The 17,929-nt window shown below is 74.2% G+C and carries 15 protein-coding genes; 7 read left to right on the top strand and 8 right to left on the bottom strand.

Annotated features, from left to right (window positions below):
* Positions 1-93: 93 nt before the first annotated feature.
* On the bottom strand, positions 94-1,482 hold the full coding sequence (locus AB0I49_RS09965) for a transcriptional regulator (protein WP_363226342.1): 1,389 nt from the start codon (positions 1,480-1,482) through the stop codon (positions 94-96).
* Between the two features lie 503 nt (positions 1,483-1,985).
* Between AB0I49_RS09965 and AB0I49_RS09960 the strand changes: the two genes are divergently transcribed.
* The 3 genes from AB0I49_RS09960 to AB0I49_RS09950 all read left to right on the top strand — a co-directional run bounded on the left by AB0I49_RS09960 (position 1,986) and on the right by AB0I49_RS09950 (position 5,320).
* Entirely contained in the window at positions 1,986-2,660 is a 675-nt protein-coding gene (locus tag AB0I49_RS09960) for a bifunctional DNA primase/polymerase (protein WP_363226341.1), read from the top strand.
* A gap of 240 nt (positions 2,661-2,900) precedes the next feature.
* The gene (locus AB0I49_RS09955; protein WP_363226410.1) at positions 2,901-3,662 is read left to right on the top strand and encodes an ABC transporter ATP-binding protein; all 762 of its coding nucleotides are present in this window, start codon (positions 2,901-2,903) and stop codon (positions 3,660-3,662) included.
* Complete coding sequence (locus AB0I49_RS09950; RefSeq protein WP_363226340.1) at positions 3,659-5,320, top strand: transporter; 1,662 nt, start codon at positions 3,659-3,661, stop codon at positions 5,318-5,320. The genes AB0I49_RS09955 and AB0I49_RS09950 overlap by 4 nt, the downstream gene beginning before the upstream one ends.
* A 264-nt stretch (positions 5,321-5,584) precedes the next feature.
* Here the strand turns inward: AB0I49_RS09950 and AB0I49_RS09945 are convergent, their stop codons facing one another.
* From AB0I49_RS09945 to AB0I49_RS09935, 3 genes are all read right to left on the bottom strand, one after another.
* A complete protein-coding gene (locus tag AB0I49_RS09945) occupies positions 5,585-6,934 on the bottom strand; it encodes a HAMP domain-containing sensor histidine kinase (protein WP_363226339.1) in 1,350 nt (449 codons plus the stop codon).
* Entirely contained in the window at positions 6,931-7,653 is a 723-nt protein-coding gene (locus AB0I49_RS09940; protein WP_363226338.1) for a hypothetical protein, read from the bottom strand. Before AB0I49_RS09940 ends, AB0I49_RS09945 begins: the two co-directional genes overlap by 4 nt.
* Before the next feature lie 281 nt (positions 7,654-7,934).
* Positions 7,935-9,524 (bottom strand): FAD-dependent monooxygenase, encoded by a 1,590-nt coding sequence (locus AB0I49_RS09935; RefSeq protein ID WP_363226337.1) that lies wholly within the window; start codon positions 9,522-9,524, stop codon positions 7,935-7,937.
* Between the two features lie 358 nt (positions 9,525-9,882).
* Here AB0I49_RS09935 and AB0I49_RS09930 point away from each other — a divergent pair, with 358 nt between their 5' ends.
* Together AB0I49_RS09930 and AB0I49_RS09925 are read left to right on the top strand one after the other, a co-directional pair.
* Positions 9,883-10,260: a hypothetical protein gene (locus AB0I49_RS09930; RefSeq protein WP_363226336.1), complete on the top strand. Its 378-nt coding sequence runs from the start codon at positions 9,883-9,885 to the stop codon at positions 10,258-10,260.
* On the top strand, positions 10,253-10,516 hold the full coding sequence (locus AB0I49_RS09925) for a hypothetical protein (protein WP_363226335.1): 264 nt from the start codon (positions 10,253-10,255) through the stop codon (positions 10,514-10,516). The genes AB0I49_RS09930 and AB0I49_RS09925 overlap by 8 nt, the downstream gene beginning before the upstream one ends.
* A 22-nt stretch (positions 10,517-10,538) precedes the next feature.
* Here AB0I49_RS09925 and AB0I49_RS09920 read toward each other — a convergent pair whose 3' ends face one another.
* Together AB0I49_RS09920 and AB0I49_RS09915 are read right to left on the bottom strand one after the other, a co-directional pair.
* Complete coding sequence (locus tag AB0I49_RS09920; protein ID WP_363226334.1) at positions 10,539-11,408, bottom strand: alpha/beta hydrolase; 870 nt, start codon at positions 11,406-11,408, stop codon at positions 10,539-10,541.
* 586 nt (positions 11,409-11,994) lie between these two features.
* Positions 11,995-12,687: a metal-dependent transcriptional regulator gene (locus AB0I49_RS09915; RefSeq protein ID WP_363131608.1), complete on the bottom strand. Its 693-nt coding sequence runs from the start codon at positions 12,685-12,687 to the stop codon at positions 11,995-11,997.
* Between the two features lie 233 nt (positions 12,688-12,920).
* On the opposite strand from AB0I49_RS09915, the gene AB0I49_RS09910 reads away from it, so the two are divergent.
* Positions 12,921-13,760, top strand: coding sequence for an SIS domain-containing protein (locus AB0I49_RS09910; protein ID WP_363226333.1), 840 nt, complete (start codon positions 12,921-12,923; stop codon positions 13,758-13,760).
* Between the two features lie 7 nt (positions 13,761-13,767).
* On the opposite strand, the gene AB0I49_RS09905 is transcribed toward AB0I49_RS09910, so the two are convergent.
* Together AB0I49_RS09905 and pdxH are read right to left on the bottom strand one after the other, a co-directional pair.
* Positions 13,768-15,174 carry a PAS domain-containing protein gene (locus tag AB0I49_RS09905; protein ID WP_363226332.1) on the bottom strand — a complete coding sequence of 469 codons (1,407 nt, stop codon included), beginning with the start codon at positions 15,172-15,174 and terminating at the stop codon, positions 13,768-13,770.
* A gap of 490 nt (positions 15,175-15,664) precedes the next feature.
* On the bottom strand, positions 15,665-16,345 hold the full coding sequence (pdxH, locus tag AB0I49_RS09900) for a pyridoxamine 5'-phosphate oxidase (protein ID WP_363226330.1): 681 nt from the start codon (positions 16,343-16,345) through the stop codon (positions 15,665-15,667).
* Between the two features lie 478 nt (positions 16,346-16,823).
* Between pdxH and AB0I49_RS09895 the strand changes: the two genes are divergently transcribed.
* On the top strand, positions 16,824-17,924 hold the full coding sequence (locus AB0I49_RS09895; RefSeq protein ID WP_363226329.1) for a citrate synthase 2: 1,101 nt from the start codon (positions 16,824-16,826) through the stop codon (positions 17,922-17,924).
* Positions 17,925-17,929: the final 5 nt, after the last annotated feature.

The raw sequence follows: 17,929 nt of genomic DNA, 5'->3' as shown, positions 1-17,929 counted from the left end.
CCCTGTGCCCCGCGGCCCGCGCCGCCCCCGGAACCCGCCCCGCACGGCCCGGCACAGCCCCGCTCGGCCCCGCGGGGACTGCGCCGGGAGGCGCTACGCCGCCTGCACCTCCAGCCGGGCGCCGAACTCCCGTACAACGGATTCATCACGGTACGGCTCCAGCCGCTGCTGGAAGTCGTCCAGATACTCCGCGCCGCGGTTGGACCGCAGACTGCCGAGGAGCTCCACCGCGCGGGTGCCCGCGTGGCACGCCTCCTCGACCTCGCGCTGCTGCACATGCGCGGTGGCCAGCAGCAGCAGCCCTATGGCACGGCGGCGCACCCGCCCCTCCGGATGGCCGGACAGGGCCTCCTCCGCGCGGCGCTTGGCCGGTTCGGCCTGGCCGAGGTCGCGGTGGCAGTGGGCCAGCTCGTCCGCCAGATACGCCTGGTCGAAGTGGCGGATCCACACCGGTTCGTCGCCCGACTCGCCCTCGCCGTCCGCCTTTTCCAGGGCGGTGACCGCCCGGCCCGCGACGGCCTGGCAGGCGCGGGCGTCGCCGAGCAGCGCGTGCCCGCGCGCCTCGGCCGCCAGGAACATCGCCTCGGCCCGCGGCGGCACATGGCCCCGCGTGCCCTCCTGCGCGGCCCGCGCGAGCTGCGCGATCTCCCGCGGGTTGCCGAGCGAGGCGGCGAGATGGCTCATGCTCGCGGCCAGCACGTAGCCGCCGTAGCCGCGGTCGTCCGCGGCCTGGGACAGCCGCAGCGCCTGGATGTAGTAGCGCTGGGCGAGCCCCGGCTGCCCGGTGTCGACCGCCATGTACCCGGCGAGCTCCGTCAACCGGGCGACGGCGGCGAAGAGTTCGCGCCCCACCGCCTCCCGGTACGAGCCGCCGAGCAGCCCGGAGACGACGCTGTTGAGGTAGTGGACGACGACCGGCCGCACATGGCCGCTGCCGTAGCGGTGGTCCAGCTCCACGAGGGCGTCGGTGGTGGCCCGTACGGCCTGGACGTCGGAGGCGCCGACGCGGGCCCCGACTGTCCGCGAGACCTGGGTGTCCGCGCCGGTGATCAGCCAGTCGCGGCTGGGCTCCACGAGCGCGGAGGCGGCGACGGACGAACCGCTGAGGAAGTCGCGCCGCCCGACGTCGCTGCGCCACAGCTCGCAGACCTGCTCGACGGCCCCGACGACGGTCGGCGAGAACTGGAGGCCGACGCCGGAGGCGAGGTTCTTGCCGTTGGCCATGCCGATCTCGTCGATCGTGACCGTGCGGCCCAGCTTGCGGCCCAGCGCCTCGGCGATGATCGCGGGGGCCCGGCCGCGCGGCTGCTGACCGCGGAGCCAGCGGGCCACGGAGGTCTTGTCGTACCGCAGATCGAGGCCGTGTTCCGCGCCGCACATGTTGACGCGGCGCGCGAGCCCCGCGTTGGAACAGCCGGCTTCCTGGATGAGCGCCTGCAGCCGTTCGTTCGGCTGCCGCGCCACGAGTGGCCGTGCGGCCATGGTGTGTACCCCCTGTGACTGCTGTACGTCCGCGACGAGCGCCGCGCACCCTGTGAGGTCCGTATGGCGAGATCACTGCCCCGAAGATGTCCGGAGAATGCGGGACTTGCCCGTAATGACCGCGCTTGGTGATCCGGGGCGAAACCCGTGATCGGTGTCCGTATCCGATGACTGTGCCCGATGACCATGCCCGATGGCTGTGCGTCCGATGACCGTGCCCGACGGCTGTGCGTCCGATGACCGTGCCCGAGGGCTGTGCGTCCGACGACCGTGCCCGACGGCTGTGCGGACGACGACCGTGCGGCCGATGCCTGTGCCTGTGCCCGTGTCCGTGCCTGTCCTCGTGCCCGTGCGGATGAACGTCCCGCAGGTGGCTACCCCACCGGGACGGCGCGGCCCCGTCTGCGCCCCCGGCCGTGCACCCGTGCGCCCCACGTGCCGTAACGATGCACCGCGCCCGCGCCCCCGGCGAGCCGTAACCCCTGGTGACAAGGGGAGTTGTGATGAACGTGGAAAAGACCATCGGAGTAACGGCCCCGCACATCCCGGCGCAACGCGGCGAGCAGCCGCTCGACTCCGCGGTGCGGTACGCGGAAGAACGGCACTGGGACGTGTTCGCCGGCACCTGGCTGGAGGCGGACCAGGGGCGCGAGCACTGCTCCTGCCGCGACCTGGACTGCCCCGCGCCGGGGGCGCACCCGGCCCGCCCCGACTGGGCCGCCCAGGCCACCGGCAGCGCGGTCGGCGCCCGCCGGCTGTGGGCCGAGCGGCCCGCCGCCTCGGTGCTGCTGCCGACCGGGCGCACCTTCGACGCGCTGGACGTGCCGGAGTCCGCCGGGTGCCTGGCGCTGGCCCGGATGGAGCGGATGGGCGTCGAGCTCGGCCCGATCACCTGCACGCCCGGCCGCCGGATGCTCTTCTTCGTGCTGCCGGGCGGCGCCCCGAAGGTCCCCGACCTGGTGCGGAAGCTGGGCTGGCCGCCGTCGTCGCTGGACCTCGTGGCGCGCGGCGAGGGCGACTACGTGGCCGCGCCGCCGACCCGCGTCGGCTCGCACGGCCCGGTGCAGTGGGCCCGCCAGCCCACCGCCGCCAACCGCTGGCTGCCGGACACCGAGGAGCTCGTCAGCGCCCTCGCCTACGCCTGCGGGCGCGAGGCCGCGGCGGCGCGGGGCCGCTGAGGCCCTGCACCCCGCCCCCTCCCCCGTGCGCTTCGTGACGTTGTGTTCTCCTCCCGCCTAGGGTTGACGCCCAGGGGGCGGAACAACCACCCCCTGTGATCAGTCGACGGGGAACAAGGGGGCATCACAGTGGTGCAGGACGCAGCGGCCGGAGCAGTCGGCGGCGACGGCGGGGGCACGGCCGGCGGGGGCGGGACCGGAGCCGGTACGGACAGGGGCCCGGGGCCCGGCACGGCCGCCGTGCGGATCAGCGGCCTGTGGAAGAAGTTCGGGGAGCAGGTCGCCGTCGCGGGCATCGACCTGGAGCTGCCCGCCGGCCAGTTCATCGGGCTCGTCGGCCCCAACGGCGCGGGCAAGACGACGACCCTCTCCATGGTCACCGGGCTGCTCCGCCCCGACTCGGGCAGCGTCGAGATCGGCGGCCACGACGTGTGGCGGGACCCCGTGGCGGTCAAGTCGCGGATCGGCGTGCTGCCGGAGGGGCTGCGGCTCTTCGAACGGCTCTCCGGCCGCGAACTCCTCGCCTACACCGGGCGGCTCCGCGGCCTGCCCGGCGACGAGGTCGACGCGCGCGCCACCCAGCTCCTGGACGTACTCGACCTGGCGGGCGCGCAGCACAAACTCGTCGTCGACTACTCGACCGGCATGCGCAAGAAGATCGGGCTCGCCTGCGCCCTGCTGCACAACCCCGAGGTCCTCTTCCTCGACGAGCCCTTCGAAGGCGTCGACCCGGTCTCCGCGCAGACCATCCGCGGCGTGCTGGAGCGCTACACCGCCTCGGGCGCGACCGTCGTCTTCTCCAGCCATGTGATGGAGCTGGTGGAGTCGCTGTGCTCGTGGGTCGCGGTGATGGCCGCGGGCCGCATCCGCGCCCAGGGCCCGACCGGGGAGGTACGGGGCGACGCGGACAGCCTCCAGAACGCGTTCCTGGAACTCGTCGGCGCGAACCGGCGCCTGGCCGGCTCGCAGAACCTGGACTGGCTGGGCGGCGGCGCCCGATGAGCACCCGGTCCACCGCCCCCGCCCCCGCGCCCGCCGCCGCCCCGGCCCGCGCCGGGTCCCCGGCCCTGACGTCCCTGACCCCCGTGTTCGTACGGCTGAAGCTGTCGCTGCTCCGCAACGGCCTGCGCCAGTCCTCCGGCCGCACCGCCGTCTACGTCACCTCGCTCGTCTTCACGCTGTTCTTCGCGGCCCTGGTCCTGCTGGGCCTCGTCGCGCTGCGCGGCAACGACCACGCGGCGGCCCTCGTCACCCCGCTCATCACGATCGTCGCGCTGGGCTGGGCGGCGATGCCGCTGTTCTTCCCCTCCGGGGACGAGACGCTCGACCCGACCCGGCTGGCCATGCTGCCGCTGCGGCCGCGCCCGCTGATCACCGCGCTGCTGGTCACCTCGATGATCGGCATCGGCCCCGTCTTCACCCTCGCCGTGGCCGTCGGCTCGGTGATCGCCCTCGCGCACGGCGCCGCCGCCACCGCCGTCGGCGTCCTCGCCGTGCTGCTGGCGGGGCTGGTCTGCGTGGCCCTCGCACGCGCCGTCGCCACCGCCAACGTGCGGCTGCTCACCAGCCGGCGCGGCCGCGACCTCGCCGTCCTCAGCGGCCTGTTCATCGCCATCGGCGCGCAGGGCGTCAACCTCGGCGTCCAGAAACTGACCGGCCCCGACGGGCTCGGCGTCCTGGAGCCCGTGGCCACGGTCGTCCGCTGGATCCCGCCCGCCTCCGCGCTCGACGCCGTGGACGCCGCGAGCCGGGGCTCGTACGGGCGCGCCGCCGCCGGCCTGGCCCTGACCGTACTGGCGCTCGTCCTGCTGCTGTGGTGGTGGCAGCGCACGCTCACCACCCTGATGACCGCCCCCGACTCCTCCACCCTCCAGGCCGTGGAGAAGGACACCGCGCGCCGGTCGTCCTCCGAGCGCGGGCTGCTGCGCCTGCTGCCCTCGGGCCGTACGGGCACGGTCATGCTGCGCTCGCTGCGCTACGCGTGGCGCGACCCGAAGACCAAGATGTCCTGGGCCGCCGCCCTGGGCGTCGGCCTGCTCCTCCCCATCGTCACGGCCGTACAGGGCAACGGCAGCCTCTACACGGCGTGCTGGGCGGCGGGGCTCCTCGGCATGCAGATGTACAACCAGTTCGGCCAGGACACCTCCGCTTTCTGGATGGTCGCCCAGACGATCTCCACGCCGCGCGACGCGTACGTCGAACTGCGGGCGCGGGCCCTGACGATCGCGCTGCTCGCCGTCCCGTACGTCTCCCTCGTCGTGGTCGGCGCCGCCGTCGCCCTGCACCAGTGGTCCGAGTTCCCCGAGGCGTACGGCATCGCCCTCGCCCTCCTCGGCGCCCTCGTGTGCACCGGCGCCCTCTCCTCGGCCCTGGCCCCGTACTCCATCCCCTCCGAAGGCAACAAGAACGTCGCACCGGGCCAGGCCGGCATCGCCTCCCTCAGCATCCTGGGCGGCATGCTCACCGGCGCCCTCCTGACCGCCCCCGTCCTCGCCCTCACCATCTGGCTCCACGTAGCGGACGCCCATGGCCTGCTGTGGCTGGTACTCCCGGTGGGCGCGGCCTACGGCCTGACCGTCGCATACGCGGGCCTGCGCCTCGCGGCCCCGAAGGCGGCCAACCGCCTCCCGGAGATCCTGGCGGCGGTGAGCAAGGGCTGAGACCGGCAGCTTCGCCAGGCACTGGGCCCGGGTTCCCGCTGAAGCAACGGAAACCCGGGCCCGGCCATGTCCGCCCGCCAGGCGCTTGAGGACACCGATGCCCGGCCGAATCAGCCCGGCCGACGATGGAGGACACAAAGCCCAGCCCCAACAGCCCGTCCGGCGATTGAGGACCGGGGTCCGGGGCGGAGCCCCGAAGAGGCCGGCCCGATCCAGCCCGTCCGGCGATTGAGGACACGGGGCCAAGGGGCTGTAGCCCCGTAACTACCTTGGCCCCACCGGCAGCCGAAGCGTACTCACCGCCCCGCCCCCGACATCGTTGGAGAACTCCAACTCCGCCCCGATGATCCGCGCCTGCCCCACAGCGATCGTCAACCCCAGCCCATGCCCCTTCCCCAGGCCGCCCCGCGCGGCCGTCGGCTCGGTACGGAACCGCTGCGGCCCGTGGTCCAGGAGATACGCCGGATACCCCTCCCCGTGATCGCGAACAGTGATCACGGGCCCGTCCACCGTCACCACCACCGGCGGCAGCCCGTGCCGATGCGCGTTCGAGAGCAGATTGCCGAGCACCCGCTCAAGCCGCCGGCGGTCCGTCATCACGCACGCGTCGTGCACGACGCGCACCTCGGCCGGCAGCCCGGACGCCCGTACCGCCCGCTCGGCCAGCCGCCCCAACTGGTGCGCGTCGAGGTCGGCCCGCTCGGTGAGCGAGTCCAGCCGGGAGATCTCCAGCAGGTCCTCGGTGAGCCGGCGCAGCGCCTGCACCCGGTCCCGTACGAGCTCGGTCGGCCGCCCCGGCGGCAGCAGGTCGGAGGAGGCCTGCAACCCGGCGAGCGGGGTGCGCAGTTCGTGCGCGACGTCGGCGGTGAACCGCTGTTCGCTCTGGAGCCGGGCCTGGAGCGTGCCGGCCATGGCGTCGAGGGCGGCGGACACGGCCGCCACCTCGTCCTGCTGCCGGCTGAGATCGGCGGTGCGCGGATCGCCGACCCTGGCGTCGAGGTCGCCCGCGCTGATCCGCCGCGCCACGTCGGCGGTGCGGTGCAGCCGCCGGGTGACGCGGGAGACGGCGAACACCCCGATGACGAGGGTTCCGACGATCGCCAGGGCCGAGGAGACGACGATGGCGCGGTCGAGCCCGCTGATGGTCTCGGCGCTGCGCCGGTAGTCGATCTTCACGGTCAGCGCCTTGCCGTCGGCGGGGCCCGCCGCCCACATGGCGGGTTCGCCCTCGAAGGAGCCGAGCGCGGTGCCGCGTTCGCCGCGCAGCGCCATCTTCCGCAGCGCGTCGGGGAGTTCGGGCGCGTCGAGGGCGGCCTCGGGGCGCAGCCGGTCGCCGGCGACGTACGAGCGTGCGGCGATGTCGAGCCGGGACAGGGCCTCGGAACGGGCCTGGTGGACGGTCTGCCGGGTGACGATGACGTGCACGAGGGTGCCGAGCACGGCGGCGACGATGCAGCACATGACGGCGAGGAAGAGCGTGAACTTCGCGTAGAGGGAGCCGGAGCGGGCGAGCCGGAACCACGTCGGCCGGCCCCGCCGCCGCTCCCGCTCCGCCGACCGAGGCTGCGACCGGCCCTGACGCCGCGCACGCGGTCCCGGCCGCCGGGCCGTCATCGGCGCGCCGGCGTCGTGGGCCGGCCGGAGGCGTCGGTGCGCCGGACCTCGTCGCTCTGGAGCTCCATGTAGTGGCGGTGCGAGTCCCAGGAGTAGACGGAGCGGATGGCGTAGTTGGGGGTCGGCGAGGGCTCCCACACGATGAGGTCGCGGCCCGCGACCTCCACCGAGGTGGGGTGGACGGCGGTGGCCATGATGCGGGTGAGCACGCCGTGCACGAAGGTGTAGCAGCGCAGCCCCAGCAGCCCGTCCTCCATCTCGAAGCCGAGGATCAGGTCGTCCTTGCCGTTGCCGGTGATGTCGCGGTGGACGGGGGCGAGGAGGGGGCAGCCGGGTTTTCCGGCGGAGCAGGCGGCCAGTTTGCGCGCGGTCGCCGCGTCCATCCCGTCCGCGCCGGTGACCTCGCCCGGATGGGCGGCGAGCTCGGCCTTGACGACGGCGAGCGGGTCGACCTCGCGGATGTTCTCGGAGGGCACCCGGCGGAAGCCGGGGACGACGGTGGAGGGCACCTTCCCCTGGTCCTCGGCGGTGGGCACGGCGGCCGGGGTGCGGCCGGGCCACAGCGGGGACGGGGCGGCGGCCGGGGCGGTCGTACCGGCGCTGACGGGTTCGCCGCCGGCCCCGGCGCCGCAGCCGGTGACCGTGGCCAGCGCGGTCGCCGTCGCCAGCGCGGCGGCGACGGCCGGGCGCCGGAGAAGCGGGGCGAGGAGAGGCTGCACGAAACTTCCAGGCGGGGCGTCAGTACGGACGACAATACGGATGAAACGTCATATAGAGGGCATTGTCAGGTGCCCCGCCATTGTCGTGCGTACCTGGGGCGACGGCTCGCCGAGCACACAGCCTGACCCTCCTTCCGGTCGTCCGCGGTCGTACGTCCAGTACGGGCGTACATCCGGACAGACGCGCGGGAGGGCGGGTCGGCGGAGGGTCTTTGGTCCCGGAAGGACGGGACCTTTCTCGTCCTTCCGGGGTACGGGCGGGGCCCGGTCGGCGGGGTGGCTCAGCCCGCCGACCCGGTGAGGGCGGCCAGCGCGGCGCGCAGCCCGGCCGGGTCCGGCCGGTCGCTCGCCCAGGCCACGTACCCGTCGGGGCGCACGAGGAGCGTGGTCGGGGCGGCGTCGGCGCGGCGGACGGTGGTCCGTACGGCCGACAGGTCGCCGGCCCCGTCATCGCCTCCGCCGTGGGCGCGCGGCACGACCCGTACGAACCCGCCATCGCGCATCGCCTCGTACAGCCGCGTGGGCTCCTTGCCCTCTCCACCCTCTCCCGCGTCGCCCGCGCCCGTACCGCCGCCGGCGAGCGGCAGATCGGGGGCGCGGCGGCCGGTGAGCGGGTGGGCGCCGGGCGGGGCCGGGTAGCCGACGCCGATGCCGGAGACCGCCATGGCGGCGCGGCGCCGCACGGGCTCGGCCCGCATCGCGATGTCGATCGCGGCGGCGCGGGCGGCGCGCAGCGCGGCGGGCCGGATCACCGCGCCGCGCAGGATCGCTCCGCTGAGCCGCAGGACGAGCTTGCCGACGGGGTGCCGTTCCGCCTCGTAGCTGTCGAGGAGGGCGGCGCCGGCCCGGCCCTGTACGGCCGCGGCGAGCTTCCAGCCGAGGTTGGCGGCGTCCTGGAGGCCGGTGTTCATGCCCATGCCGCCGGCGGGCGAGTGCACGTGGGCGGCGTCCCCGGCGAGGAAGACGCGGCCCACGCGGTAGTGCGGGGCCTGGCGTTCGTCGCTGTGGAAGCGCGAGGTCCAGCGGGCGTCGTGCATGCCGAAGTCGGTGCCGAACGCGCCGCGGGTGACGGTGCGGATCTCCTCCAGGCCGACGGGCGTGTCCACGGGCGGCTGCCGGTCCCGGTCCCAGGCGATGACGCGGTACCAGCCGTCCCCGAGCGACGCGATGAAGGCGATACCCGCGCGGGCGGAGGCGGCGATGGGCGAGTGCGCGGGGGCGGACCGCAGCCGGACGTCGGCCAGCATGACGGAGCGGAGCACGGACCGGCCGGGGAACGGCAGCCCGAGGGCCTGCCGCACCATGCTGCGCACCCCGTCGGCGCCGACCGCGTAGCCGGCGCGCACCGTCTCGGCGCCCGCGTCGGTGCGTACGTCCAGTTCGACGCCGTCGCCGTGCCGGCGCAGCGCCACGGCCTCGGCTCCGTACCGGATGTCGGCGCCGAGCCGGACGGCCCGCGCCTCCAGGACGCGCTCGGTCTCGTACTGAGGGGTCATCAGCACGCCGGCGAAGCGCGTCGGCAGCCGGAAGAGCTCCAGCGGGGCACCGATGACGCGCAGGGTGGGGATGAACTCGCCGGTCGCGAGGAGGTCTTCGGCGATGCCCCGCATGTCCAGCACCTCCAGGGTGCGGGCGTGCACGGCGATGGCGCGGGAGAGGTTGGACTCCAGCGAGCGCCGCTCCAGCAGTACGACGCGGACCCCGGCGGCGGCGAGATCCCCGGCGAGCAGCAGCCCCGTGGGCCCCGCCCCCACGACGACGACGTCCGCGCCGGACGCGGGGCGCTCCCCCGCCCCGCCCTGCGCGGGGGCGGTCTCCGCGTTGCGGGCAATGCGGGCGGTACGGGTGGTGCGAGTGCTGCGCGATGACATGACGCCTCCCGGTCCACCGACGCCAACACCTGTTGGCCAACGGTTGTTGACTTCCAGTGCACACCCGCCCGCGGACGCATGTCAACACCTGTTGAATTGACTCCCGCGATCGGCCGAATTCACCTCACGCCCCTGCGCCGCCCGGCCGCATACGGCCTGTTCACCAGCCACGTCCGGGCCGCGCACGCGCCACATCCCGGCCGAATCCGCACCCCATACGAACCCCCGCGCACCCAACCGGACATCCCCGGCACCGACCCGGCCCCATACGCTCGCCGTCCGCCCCGCCCGCCCCGGCTGCCGTACGGTGGCCGGGCGCCCCTTGGAGGAGGCGCCCTTGGGAGGAGGCAGCGGAGACATGAGCTCGCAACCTGTACACGGCGGCGGAGAGTTGATCCCCAGACCGGAGAAGACATTCCCCGCGCTACGCACCGCCCTGGCCCAGGTCGCCCCGTCCCGGCTGCCCGAGATGACGACCGAGCGGGACACCGTCTTCACGATGGCCACCCAGTCCAACAGCTTCGGGCCGATCGCCATGTTCCAGCTGAAGTGGGCAGCCGTCATCGAGATCGAGCGCCGCCCCGACCTCGCCCGCCGACTGCACGCGGCCGAGCGGGCGGCCCAGGAACTCGACAACAGCGATCCGGCCTGGCAGGCCGCGATGGACGAGATCAGGGCCATCATGAACGCCGCCCGCGCGGCGGTCGCCGGTGACACCGGTGACACCGGTGAGTGAGTGGAACTGGGAGTACTTCCCCGACCCGCGCTCCATCATCGGCGACACGCCCGACCTCGCCTTCGTCGCCCAGGTCGAGGAACGCGCCGACGAACTGCTGCGCGCGGCGGCGGCGCTCTACCTCGACGGAACGTCCTTCCAGGGCCAGTCGCCTCCCCTGCAGACGGAGATCCTGCCGTGCGGGATGTTCGAGTATCTGGTCATCGTCCGCCAGGAACGCCTGTACATCACGCAGGTCACCCCCTGGCCCCTGTGATCCCGGCAGCCGTCCGCGCCCGTCAGGTCGGCGCGACCGCGGCGAGGAACGGGTCGACCACCTGGCGCCAGCCCTCCGGGCTGTCGTAGTGGACGAAGTGTCCGGCGTCCGGGACCTCCGCGTACTGGCCCCGGGGGAGGACGCGGACCATTTCCTGGGCCTCGGCCCGACCCAGCTCGCCGTCGAGGCCGCGGACGACGAGGGTGGGGCACTCGACCAGGGCGAGGTCGTCCCAGTGCGCGTCGCGGACCCAGGTCACGCGGGAGGCCAGCATCTGGCGGCGGGAGAAGACCGGCCGCCAGCCGTCCGCGCGCTCGGACATCACCTCGGCGTAGAAGTCGCCCCGCGCCGGCTTGGGCCGCTCCAGCGTCGGATCGTCCTCGCCGAACCACTTCCGTACGTCCGCGAGCGTCGCGAACGGCACCGGCCAGGACTTGAACCAGGCGGCCCACTCCTTCTGCGAGGCCGGGCCGAGCGCCGAGGCCCGCATGTCGCTGATGACCAGGGCCCGTACGAGATCGGGGCGGCGGGCCGCGAACTGCCAGGCGGTGAGCGCGCCCATCGAGTGGCCGACGAGGACGACCGGCGCGAGCCCGAGCTGCTCGACGGTCGCCTCCACGTCGGATACGTACGCGTCGCGAGTGTACGGGCCGTCCGACGGCTTCTCGCTGCGGCCGTGCCCGCGCTGGTCGAGGGCGACCGCGCGGTACCGCGTCGCCAGCCAGCGCGCCGTCTCCGCCCAGTGCGAGGCGCGCCCCATCAGGCCGTGCAGTAACAGCACCGAGGAGCGGCCGCCCTCCCCGTCCCGGCCGCCCGCCTTGGGCAGGTCGGCGAATTCCCAGGCCGCGAGGCGCACATCGCCCGCCCCTGTCACGTCGATACGCCGCGCCATCAGTCCTGGCACCCCCATCCATCCCCCGGGCAGCTCCAACCACGAACAGCCCCACACTATCGAACCTTCATTCGAATACACCGTTATGCCGAGCAACACCCCTCGTTCGAGTGACGACGGGCCAGGGTTGGCCGCCGCCGCTCAGGGGAGACATCGTCCGGGAGGCGGACCGCTCGGGGATGAGGGTCCGCGAGGGGAGACCTTGGGAGCTCGGGGCTCCGGGTCGCCTCGGGGGAGCATGGGGAGGCGGGGCCCCGGCAGCCTGAGGCGCCGGGGCCCTGGCTGTCAGAGCGCCGCCCACGTCAGCCCCCAGCTCAGGTCAATCGCACACGGCACGTGCGCGCACCTGCTGAGCGACAGCGTGGCATGCCTGCGGCCCGCCCGCGCCGATTCCGACAACTCCGGTTCGGCTCAAGGGAATTGGCGCACGTCACGGCCCGAATTCACGACGGGCACGAGGCGGGTTCCCGGCGACGCCGACGGCACGGGCGACGCCGCGCCCCGCCCCGCGGCACAGCACAGCGCCCCCGCGGCCGCGCGCATCGGCGCCCGCCGCGAAGGCGCCCGGCAGAGCCGGGAGACCGCGTCAGCGCTTGGCCACGAAGACATGCGAGGCGATGTCCGCCTCCAGCTCCGCCGCCTCGCCGCTGCTGCCCACCAGCACCCCGCCGGCCGACTCCGTCACGCTCACCACCGCGCCCGGCTGCACCCCGGCGCGGCGCAGCGTGTACATCAGCTGCGCGTCCATCTGGATGGGCTCGCCGATCCGCCGCACCACCACGGTCTTGCCGCCCGCGCCCGGCTCCAGCTCCATGAGGCTGACCATGCCGTCGTTGAGGAACGGGTCGGCCTCGGCCTTCTCGCCCAGCTCCTCCAGGCCCGGGATGGGGTTGCCGTACGGCGACTCCGTGGGATGGCGCAGCAGCTCCAGCACGCGCCGCTCCACCGCCTCGCTCATCACGTGCTCCCAGCGGCACGCCTCCGCGTGCACCTGCTCCCACTCCAGCCCGATCACGTCGACGAGCAGACACTCGGCGAGCCGGTGCTTGCGCATCACGCGCGTCGCCAGCCGCCGGCCCTCCTCCGTCAGCTCCAGGTGGCGGTCCCCGGCGACCGTGACCAGGCCGTCGCGCTCCATGCGCGCGACCGTCTGGCTGACCGTCGGGCCGCTCTGGTCGAGCCGTTCCGCGATTCGGGCGCGCATCGGGACCACACCCTCCTCCTCCAGCTCAAGGATGGTGCGGAGATACATCTCCGTAGTGTCGATCAGTCCGGACATGGGTGTCCCTCGATCCGTCGTGCGGTGGCCCTGAACTCAATTCTGACGCATCCCACTGACAACGGCGCCGTTCGCCGGCCGCGCACGACGGCACCGAGGCCATGGGGGCGTCACAGCGGCATCACGGGCGTGCTCCGGCGCCAGGCCGCGGGCTGTATTGACAGGGCGCTGGTCCAGACCGCAACGTGATCCGCGCCACCAGAGTACGCACCGACGGAAAGGCTCCTGCTGCGATGAGTGCTGCCACGCGTGCCGCGGCGAACGGCTCCGACAGTTCCGACGCGTCCGGGCCGGCCGGGGCCGCGCTCGGCGGCCGGTTCCTCGACGCCGCGATCGAGCTGCTGGCGAGGGTGCGCGACGAGGAGGCCGGGCCCATCGCCGCCGCCGGCGAGCTCCTCGCGGACACCGTCGCCGACGGCGGCCGGCTCTTCGTCTTCGGCGCCGGCCACTCCTCGCTCCCCGCCCAGGACGTCGTCTACCGGGCCGGCGGCCTCGCCCTCATGAACCTGCTCGCCGTGCCGGGCGTCGTCGGCGTCAACGTCATGCCCGCCACCCTCGGCAGCGCCCTGGAGCGCGTCGACGGGCTCGCCGGGGCCGTCCTCGACACCAGCCCCGCGCGCCCCGGCGACGTCCTCGTCGTCATCTCCCTCTCCGGCCGCAACTCCCTGCCCGTGGAGATGGCCCTCAACGCCCGCGCCCTCGGCCTGAAGGTCGTCGGGGTGACGTCGGTCGCGTACGCCGCCGAGACCAGGTCCCGGCACGTCTCCGGCACGTACCTCAAGGACCACTGCGACCTCGTCATCGACACCAAGATCGCGCTCGGGGACGCCGAACTCACCGCCGAGGGCATCAGCGCCCCCTTCGCCCCCGCCTCCACCGTCGTCACCAGCGCCCTGATGCAGGCCGTCATGGCCGCGGCCGCCGGTAACCTCGCCGCCCGCGGCATCGACCCGCCGATGCTCCGCTCCGGCAACGTCGACGGCGGCCATGAGTGGAACGGCCGGATCATGACGGAGTACGGCGACCGGATCTTCTACCGCCACCGGGCTACGGACCAGGGCCCGCGCCCGTAGCCCGTCCTCACGCCCGTACCACCGCCGCCAGGTCCACCGACGCGGCGACGCGGGCCGCCACGTCCTCCGCGTACGTGGCGTCCACGCGGTCGAACGGGCGGCGGGACGGGCCGCGCAGGAAGGTGGCGGCGCCCAGCGTGCGGCCCCTGCTGCGCAGCACGACGCTTAGGGCGTGCGCCGTGCCGTCCGGCCATTTGCGGGCCGCCGCCCACAGCGCGGCGGCCGCGTCGGAGTCGCCCGACGCGCTGGAGCGCACCGAGCCGCAGCGCTCCACCGCCAGCAGCGCCGGGTGGCCGTCCGGGTAGCCGACCGGGATGTCGCAGGGGGCCGTCGGCGGCTGCGGCCCCGGCGCGCCCGCGGGCGTCAGCGCCGCCCGTACGAGCCGGACGGGCGGTTCCGCCAGCGCCACGGGCACCGTCAGCACGTCGATCAGCGCGTGGTCCGCGAACCCCGCGAGCGCGAAGTCGAGCTGGAGCGTCGCCGCCTCCATCGGGTCCTCGCACTCCGCGACCGCCCGCCCCGCCCGGTGCAGCTGACTGGCGCGGAACCGCAGCCGCGCGCCCTGCTGTTCGGCCAGGCGCTCCTCCGTGACGTCCAGGAACAGCCACGCGACGCCCAGCGGCACCGGCTCCTCGGCAAGCGGCGAGGCGAGCCGGAGGAAGCCGCTGCGCCAGCAGCGGCGCTCGGGCCGCTGCCCTTCGCCGCCGCGCAGCGTCACCCACAGCTCGGTCGGCGCGAGGGGCGCGCCCTCGGACAGCACGTGCTGGAGCGCGCCCTCCAGTTCCTCGACGCCCTGTTCCAGCAGCTCGCCCAGGGGGCGGCCGAGCAGTCCCGAGCCGGACGCGCCCAGGGCCGCCGCGGCGTGTTCGTTGACGACCGCGGGGCGCAGGTCGACGTCGACCAGGACCACGCCCCACGACGCGTCCTCGAACAGCGCCTCGCTGAGCGCGATCGACCGCTCCAGGTCGATCTGCGCGTGCACCTCGCTGAACGCGCAGTAGACCCCGGCCGGCCCGCCGTCCGCGCCCGGCACCGCGGAGGACTGCGTACGGACCAGGACCCGCCCGCCGTCCTTCGTCACCAGCGCGAACTCGTGCACATGGCGCCCCGGCGTCTTCATCGCGCCCAGCAGCCGCGCCTCCACCTCCTCGGCGTCCGCCGCCCGTACGGCCCACCCGGTGAGCCCCCGGCGGCCGACGGCCTCGTGCGCCGTCCAGCCGAGGATGCGCTCGGCCTCGCGGTTCCAGTGGGTGATGACGCCGTCGGCGTCGAAGGCGCAGAGCGCGGCGTCCATCCCGTCGAGCAGCGCGGCGAGCAGCCCGGAGCCGTCACCCGCGCCGGAGGGCGACGGGCCGGACGGCGGTGTGTCGTGCGGTGTGTCGTGCGATGCGTCTGAACGCTGCGAAGCAGTCATTGGGCGACCCCCCTGCTTGGGCGTACTGCACAAGAGGATATTGAACTCGAACGTGACGCGCGCCACACCCGGTTCGGCGAAATCGTTGCCTCCGGGAAATTCGGCCGCGAGGGGTGCACCACGCGTCTCCAGGGGCGCACCGCACGTCGCCAGGGGCGCGACGGCGGCCGGCCGCGCCGGGGCCGCGCAGGCGGCTCGTACAGGCGGCTCGAAAAATCGGTTGAGCCCCGCGACAGCCGCCTCCTAGAGTGCCGCTAACGCCGAAAGGAGGTGATCGGGAAGTGATTTCATCCCGGACAAGCGAGGTGGCTGCGGGCTGACGGCCCGTCGTCGCACTCCGTGCGGGGCCGGCGCGTAGTCGGCTCAATCCACAGCAGTCACCCGACCCGCGGGCCGCCGGTTTGTCCGGCCGGCTCCCTCTCCGGAGGGACCGAGGCCCGCGGGTCGCCTGCGTTTCACCGGCCGTACGGACCGGGGCGCCCCTCCGCGCTCACGGCCACAGGCGCTCCACCCTCCACTCCCCCGACTCCCCCTCGCGCACGTACCGCAGCCGGTCGTGCAGCCGGTTCTCGCGGCCCTGCCAGAACTCCACCGCCTCCGCGCGCACCCGGAAGCCGCCCCAGCCCGGCGGCACCGGCACCTGCCCGCCCTCGGGGTAGCGCGCGGCCGACTCCGCGTAGGAGGCGTCGAGTTGTGAGCGGTCCGCGACGACCGCGGACTGGTCGCTGGCCCAGGCGCCGAGCTGGGAGCCGTACGGGCGGGTGCGGAAGTAGGCGGCGGTCTCGTCGCGGCCGACGCGCTCGGCGGTGCCGGTGACGATGACCTGGCGGGCGATGGAGTGCCAGGGGAAGAGCAGCGAGACGTGCGGGTTCGCGGCGAGTTCGGCCGCCTTGCGGGACGTGTAGTTGGTGTAGAAGACGAAGCCGCGCTCGTCGTACCCCTTGAGCAGGACCGTACGGGAGCTGGGCCGGCCGGCGGCGTCGGCGGTGGAGACGACCATGGCGTTGGGCTCGTACAGCCCGCCGGCGGCGGCCTGGGCGAACCAGCGGCGGAACTGCTCGTACGGGCCGGGGGCCAGGTCGGCCTCCGCGAGGCCGCGGGAGCGGTAGTGCACGCGCATGGCGGCCGGGTCGAGTTCGTCAGCTTCGGGCACGCGCTCATCTTGCAGCATCGGCGGCTCCGGCGGCCGTGGCGACCCCGGAAGACCCGAAGAGCGCGAAGGACGCGACGGACCCGGAGGCCCCGAGGGGCCCGGCAGGCGCGGAAGGCGCGGCCGCCCCGGCGTGCGCGGCGCAGCCTGCCCGTGCGCGCCGCCCCGTAACCCTCACCCGCCCCAATCGCCCGGTGTGCCGCACATCACTCTTCCCCGTGCGTCGCGGAGCCGCCAAAATCGCAGCCCGGAGCCGCGTGCCGGGCGGTCGGCAGCGGTTGCCGCGCCCGGACCGAACCAGTCCCCGCCCACTTGGGTGACCACCCGCCGCGCGGGGCATGACCGGGAAGAGCACCACGGGCCGCGAGCCGCGCCACGCAGCCGCGGACCCGCTACGACACCAGCACGCCGGTCGCCGCACGGTGACGCCACATCTTCACCCAGATTCTGACATTTTGGTCAAAAACCGCCTGTCGAACAGATCACGAGGAGCCGCCTGATGTCCGACTTCGTACCCGGACTAGAGGGAGTCGTCGCGTTCGAAACGGAGATCGCCGAGCCCGACAAGGAAGGCGGCTCCCTCCGCTACCGAGGCGTCGACATCGAAGACCTGGTGGGCCACGTGTCCTTCGGGAACGTGTGGGGGCTGCTGGTGGACGGCGCCTTCGACCCCGGCCTGCCGCCCGCCGAGCCGTTCCCCATCCCGGTGCACTCCGGTGACATCCGGGTCGACGTGCAGTCCGCGCTCGCGATGCTCGCGCCCGTCTGGGGCCTGCGCCCGCTGCTCGACATCGACGAGGCCACCGCCCGCGACGACCTCGCGCGCGCCGCCGTGATGGCGCTGTCGTACGTGGCCCAGTCGGCGCGCGGCCAGGGGCTGCCGATGGTGCCGCAGAAGGAGATCGACACGGCGCAGACCGTCGTCGAGCGCTTCATGAAGCGGTGGCGCGGTGACCCCGACCCCCGGCACGTCAAGGCCGTCGACGCGTACTGGACGTCCGCCGCCGAACACGGCATGAACGCCTCCACGTTCACCGCCCGCGTCATCGCCTCCACCGGCTCCGACGTCGCCGCCGCCCTCTCCGGGGCGGTCGGCGCCATGTCCGGGCCGCTGCACGGCGGCGCGCCGTCCCGCGTCCTCGGCATGATCGAGGAGATCGAGCGGACCGGCGACGCGACCGCGTACGTCAAGCGGGCGCTGGACCGCGGCGACCGGCTCATGGGCTTCGGCCACCGCGTCTACCGCGCCGAGGACCCCCGCGCGCGGGTGCTGCGCCGCACGGCGAAGGAGCTGGCCGCGCCGCGCTTCGAGGTGGCGCAGGCGCTGGAGAAGGCCGCGCTGGAGGAGCTGCACAACCGCCGCCCGGACCGGGTGCTGGCCACCAACGTGGAGTTCTGGGCGGCGATCGTGCTGGACTTCGCGGAGGTGCCGGCGCACATGTTCACGTCGATGTTCACATGCGCCCGTACGGCCGGGTGGAGCGCGCACATCCTGGAGCAGAAGCGCACGGGGCGGCTGGTGCGGCCCTCGGCGCGCTACATCGGCCCGGGGGCGCGCGACCCGCGGGACATCAGCGGGTACGGCGACATCACGAACTGAGGCCG

The organism is Streptomyces sp. NPDC050617 (assembly GCF_040654795.1).
In the GTDB taxonomy this organism is placed as follows: Bacteria; Actinomycetota; Actinomycetes; order Streptomycetales; family Streptomycetaceae; genus Streptomyces.
Note: the sequence above shows the minus strand (reverse complement) of the source record. Positions and strands in the feature narration are given on the sequence as shown.

Coding starts and splice junctions, on each gene's coding strand:
- pdxH (WP_363226330.1), bottom strand. CDS start 16,345: ATGCTGCAAGATGAGCGCGTGCCCGAAGCTGACGAACTCGACCCGGCC.
- AB0I49_RS09930 (WP_363226336.1), top strand. CDS start 9,883: ATGAGCTCGCAACCTGTACACGGCGGCGGAGAGTTGATCCCCAGACCG.
- AB0I49_RS09905 (WP_363226332.1), bottom strand. CDS start 15,174: ATGACTGCTTCGCAGCGTTCAGACGCATCGCACGACACACCGCACGAC.
- AB0I49_RS09965 (WP_363226342.1), bottom strand. CDS start 1,482: ATGGCCGCACGGCCACTCGTGGCGCGGCAGCCGAACGAACGGCTGCAG.
- AB0I49_RS09895 (WP_363226329.1), top strand. CDS start 16,824: ATGTCCGACTTCGTACCCGGACTAGAGGGAGTCGTCGCGTTCGAAACG.
- AB0I49_RS09950 (WP_363226340.1), top strand. CDS start 3,659: ATGAGCACCCGGTCCACCGCCCCCGCCCCCGCGCCCGCCGCCGCCCCG.
- AB0I49_RS09910 (WP_363226333.1), top strand. CDS start 12,921: ATGAGTGCTGCCACGCGTGCCGCGGCGAACGGCTCCGACAGTTCCGAC.
- AB0I49_RS09915 (WP_363131608.1), bottom strand. CDS start 12,687: ATGTCCGGACTGATCGACACTACGGAGATGTATCTCCGCACCATCCTT.
- AB0I49_RS09960 (WP_363226341.1), top strand. CDS start 1,986: ATGAACGTGGAAAAGACCATCGGAGTAACGGCCCCGCACATCCCGGCG.
- AB0I49_RS09920 (WP_363226334.1), bottom strand. CDS start 11,408: ATGGCGCGGCGTATCGACGTGACAGGGGCGGGCGATGTGCGCCTCGCG.
- AB0I49_RS09935 (WP_363226337.1), bottom strand. CDS start 9,524: ATGTCATCGCGCAGCACTCGCACCACCCGTACCGCCCGCATTGCCCGC.
- AB0I49_RS09945 (WP_363226339.1), bottom strand. CDS start 6,934: ATGACGGCCCGGCGGCCGGGACCGCGTGCGCGGCGTCAGGGCCGGTCG.